Source organism: Magnetococcales bacterium (assembly GCA_015231925.1).
GTDB lineage: Bacteria > Pseudomonadota > Magnetococcia > Magnetococcales > JADGAQ01 > JADGAQ01.
This window is the reverse complement of sequence record JADGAQ010000147.1, coordinates 6,448-10,689: the sequence shown is the minus strand read 5'-3', so window position 1 is coordinate 10,689 and position 4,242 is coordinate 6,448. Positions and strand designations below refer to the sequence as shown.

4 protein-coding genes are annotated in these 4,242 nt (G+C 56.4%); 3 read left to right on the top strand and 1 reads right to left on the bottom strand.

What is annotated here, in order from left to right:
* Window positions 1-713: 713 nt before the first annotated feature.
* The 3 genes from HQL56_14520 (at window position 714) to HQL56_14510 (ending at window position 3,970) form a co-directional block, all read left to right on the top strand.
* The gene (locus tag HQL56_14520; GenBank protein MBF0310734.1) at window positions 714-1,685 is read left to right on the top strand and encodes a bacteriohemerythrin; all 972 of its coding nucleotides are present in this window, start codon (window positions 714-716) and stop codon (window positions 1,683-1,685) included.
* Between the two features lie 29 nt (window positions 1,686-1,714).
* Window positions 1,715-2,533: an autoinducer binding domain-containing protein gene (locus HQL56_14515; GenBank protein MBF0310733.1), complete on the top strand. Its 819-nt coding sequence runs from the start codon at window positions 1,715-1,717 to the stop codon at window positions 2,531-2,533.
* A gap of 447 nt (window positions 2,534-2,980) precedes the next feature.
* A complete protein-coding gene (locus HQL56_14510; GenBank protein ID MBF0310732.1) occupies window positions 2,981-3,970 on the top strand; it encodes a bacteriohemerythrin in 990 nt (329 codons plus the stop codon).
* Window positions 3,971-3,998: 28 nt separating this feature from the next.
* Here HQL56_14510 and HQL56_14505 read toward each other — a convergent pair.
* The coding region (locus tag HQL56_14505; protein MBF0310731.1) for a hypothetical protein at window positions 3,999-4,242 on the bottom strand (244 nt) is incomplete at its 5' end.

Sequence of the window (4,242 nt, the reverse complement as noted above, 5' to 3'; positions counted from 1 at the left end):
CTTTTATTCCCCTGGAAGGGGAGCCTTCCAGGGGAATAAAAGAACAAGAGAAAACAAAAAACAGAACCTTGGAGGCTCCGCCTCCACAATTCGGCAGGAAAGCCGAATTGGACGCCGCAAAGCGGCGCCCGAAGGGCGAGGGCCATGGATGGCCCGAGTCCAACCTCCGCCGGGGGCGATAATCGCCCCCGGAGCCCCGTATTAATGAACGAATGAAACAGAAATGGAATAACCCTTCAGCAGGATCTCCACCGGATCCAGATTTGCCACGGGTTGCGCCCCTGGCCAACAGCCGGGTGCGATAGGCGCTGCTTGATAACCGACGACACGGGTCTGCGCCCCGACTTCGAGATCTCCGAGGTCATGTTCACTCTCCCAAGCGTGCGGATTGCCGATGGGGGGAGAGTTTGGCGGACCGAATCTTCGCCATGGCCGTGGAACACCTTGAAGAGAACGTGGAATGCCAAAAGATATGATCAAGTCAAGCAGCTTATATTTTTATCGGGCATGATGGGGGATTTGCGTTGATAGAAATAATAATTGTATATATATTATGGTATTGATAGCCCTATTTGCCGAAAATTTCAGAGGATTATTTTTTACATGAATAGTAAAAACAATAAAAAATGGTATCCTCTTGGCATGTGTTTTGATGTATATTTACAAATTCTGAACAAGATGGAACGGTTCTCTTTCGGCACAAGGATTTCCGCATGGCAGACGATAGCGCCGAATTCACCCGGGACCTCTCCCGCGAGGAGTTCCAGGGCATGCTCATGGGCCGGCTGCGCTTGATCAAGGTGGATCGGTTTCATCAGGAACACATCACGCTGATCGGCATCATCACCGACCTCTACGCCAACGTGCGCAACCTGCAGCGGCAAAAACCCGGACCACGGGAAATGAAAGCCCTGGACGAAGTGCTGGACCGGCTCAAGGGATACGCCACCTTCCACTTCCAGGCGGAAGAGGATTTCATGGCCCAGCACAAGTTCCCGGGACTCGATGCCCATATTCAGGCGCATCGCCGCTTCGTGGAGGCTCTGCTCAAGGTCGAAGATCGCATGCGCAAGGAGTCGGTCACCCATGTGCTGGATCTGATGCACATGACCGTGGGCTGGCTCTTCGACCATATCAACCAGGTGGACATGCAGTATTCCCGCTTTGTGGAGGGCGAGTACGTCAAGCTCCCGGACCTGCCGCAACCCGTCGCCGCCTCCCGTGAGACCACCGGCAAGACCGCTCCTTCGCGAAAACTCGAAAACTTCGCCGATATGCTCTGCGACGTCGGCGTGGAACGCCTGAACAGCGATCACCGCCGGCTGGTGAATCGCATGGCCCGCTTCGCCACCACCATGACCAACCTCACCCGGCACAAACCCTCTCCCCAGGATTGGCGGGAGATCGACCAACTGCTGACCTTCCTCAACGATTTCATGCGGGAACACTTCACCCTGGAAGAACAGATGTTCACCCAGCACGGCTATCCTCAACTGGCCCAGCACAAACGGGAACACGAGGTCTTGCGCAACCGGGTGACGGATCTGACCCGCCGTCTGAGCCGGGAGAGGGAGGTTCTGGGAGTCATGGATCTGCACCAACTCCTGTTCGAGTGGTTCATCACCCACATTCAAAAAAGCGATGCGGCCTACCGGGACTTCTTCCAGAAAAAAGGCCTGGGTTGAGTGCAAAACGGCGCCGACAGGGGACCTGAATGCTTTCCACGCAACAACTCGGCGATTTGATTGAAAAAATCGTTGCCGCACCCACCCTGGAGAGCCTGCACAACCTGCTGCAAGAGGCTTGCACGGCCCTTGGACACGAAAAATTCTCCTATTCCGTACTCTTTCCCCCCGGCAGCTTACCGGGTCTGTCCGCAAACCAGCTGAGTTGTCGGGAGGTGCGCCACGGCAAAATCCTGCGGGAGGAGGAGCTTCCCTACCTCTTTTTGAGCAACTGGCCCGACGAGCTGTACCAGTTCTATCTGGATCACCACTATCTGCGCCGGGACCCCGGCCTGAAACACGGCTGGTCCACCCCCGTGCCGCTGCTCTACGATGAACCCTGGTTCGTGCAGCAGATGGATTGTCCCCCGGGAGAGCGCGCCATCAAGTGTGGCCTCTTCCTCACCTGGCTGGAGTTCGATTTCATCAGCGGACTCAGCGTCGGCATCCAGGGCCCGCGCGGCGAAGCCGCCACTTTGACCTTTTCCACCAGCCGCTGGCGCGACATCACCCCTCCGATAGCCCGCCTCTGCGCCGCCCTGGCCCAGGGACTGCTGCCCTACCTGCATCATCGAGCCATGGAACTGGCTCAGTGGCGCGATTTCCTTCAGGAAAACAGGCATCTAACCCCAAGAGAGCTGGAATGCCTGCGCTGGGCCTCCGAAGGCAAAACCGCCTGGGAAATCGGCTCCATTCTGCACATCACGGAACGCACCGTCGTGGCCCATCTCAACAACGCCAGCAACAAGCTCGGCGCCAACAACCGCATTCAGGCCGTGGCCCGCGCCGTGGCCTACAAGCTGATCTGAACCGGTTCTCTCAACCCATCCATTCAGAAAATGGAAATCGCTATTGTCAGAAATGACAATACCACCCATCTCGCCCTTGGGGTAACATGTCGTCCGACAAAGGCTGGGGGGAGATTCGGTTATTTCCCAGACCCGCCGCTACGGAAAAATTCGGTCATAGTTTCCGTAGCGGCGTATTTTCTCCACCCTTCCGGTTCCATCTTTCCGGCACGATCTCCCCACGATCCATCACCAATCAAACTCAAAGTCCGTCCCCCCCATCTCCCTGTCCCGAGTAACGTATCCTCTTTTGAATGTCACGTTATTGTTGACAGCAGCTCGGTTTTATTCGGCCCGTGAATCGTATTCATTGCTGATCGTGATTTTTATATTTGCAAATAGAAATTGACTGGGGCAAACTCCCCCCGCACCGATAGGAACAAGTCACATTCACAAAAGGTAAGGCCCATGAGCCAGGCTCAAGTTGAACCGTTCATGCAGGAGTTGTCCCGGGAAGATTTCAAGCGCATGCTGCTGTGGCGCCTGAAGGAAGTGAAAGAAGAGCGTTTTCACCAGGAACATCTGGTCCTGTTGGAAATCATCACCGACCTTTTTGTCTGTGTGCGACTGTTTCAGAGGAAGAAACCCCTGCCTGCCGACAAGCGTGAACTCGATGGCGTACTGGAACGCTTGAAGAATTACACCTTCAGCCATTTTCAGGGAGAGGAACTCTTTATGAGGGAACGCCTCTTTCCGGGCCTGCAAGCCCACCTGCAAGCCCACCGCCGCTTCCTGGGAGCCTTCCAGGTCATGGAAACCCGCATCCACAACGAAGGCATCTCCCATGTGGTGGATCTGTTCCACCTGACCATCAGCTGGCTCTTCGACCACATCAATCAGATGGACCTGCAATACTCCCGCTTCATCTCCGGGGAGGCTTTCACCAGCGTCAGTCAACCCCTGACGGACAACCTGCCCTCTCCGGAGAAACCGGCCCCCAAACCCACCACCCGCTCCTTCTCCACGGCTCTGGAAGAGCTGGGCAGTCAAATCTGCGACGTGGGCGTGGAGAAATTCAATCGGGAACACCGTAAACTGCTGGACCGCATGCAACGCTTCAGTACACTCATGACCCACCTCGCGCGACATCGCCCCACCAGTCGCGACTGGCTGAAAATCGACGAACTGGTCCATTTCTTCACCGATTTCACCCGGGACCATTTCGCCGGAGAAGAACAGATGATGCAGCAGTACGGCTATCCCCAGGCCGAAGTCCATCGTCTGCAACACCAGCGCCTGCGCGACCGCCTGGCCATTCTGAGCAAAAGCCTGGTCAAGGAGCGTGACATCGCCACGGCCATCGATCTGCAACAATTTCTATATGAATGGCTGCTCAACCACATCCAGAAGTCGGACGTCGCCTACGGTGCCTTTTTTCAGCAGAAAGGGGTGTTTTGACAGCGGACAGGAAGGGTTTTGCAGTTTTTCAGTGGGAACTGTCCGTCTCGGGCTTGCCGAGAAGCTCTTCCAGCGAACCCGCGTCCAGGATACGGTCGGTCCAGGCCGTCAACTCCGGAAGTCCGGCACCCGCCACCCGATCCCTGACCCAGGCGGGCAAGGTGCCGAACTTAAGTTGTATTTGACGCAGCAACACGGCGGATTCCCCTTTGACCATGCCTCGCGCCTCGCCTCGCGCCTCGCCTTCGGCTCGCCCCTTGGCCAGCAGTTCC

Coding starts and splice junctions, on each gene's coding strand:
- HQL56_14520 (MBF0310734.1), top strand. CDS start 714: ATGGCAGACGATAGCGCCGAATTCACCCGGGACCTCTCCCGCGAGGAG.
- HQL56_14515 (MBF0310733.1), top strand. CDS start 1,715: ATGCTTTCCACGCAACAACTCGGCGATTTGATTGAAAAAATCGTTGCC.
- HQL56_14510 (MBF0310732.1), top strand. CDS start 2,981: ATGAGCCAGGCTCAAGTTGAACCGTTCATGCAGGAGTTGTCCCGGGAA.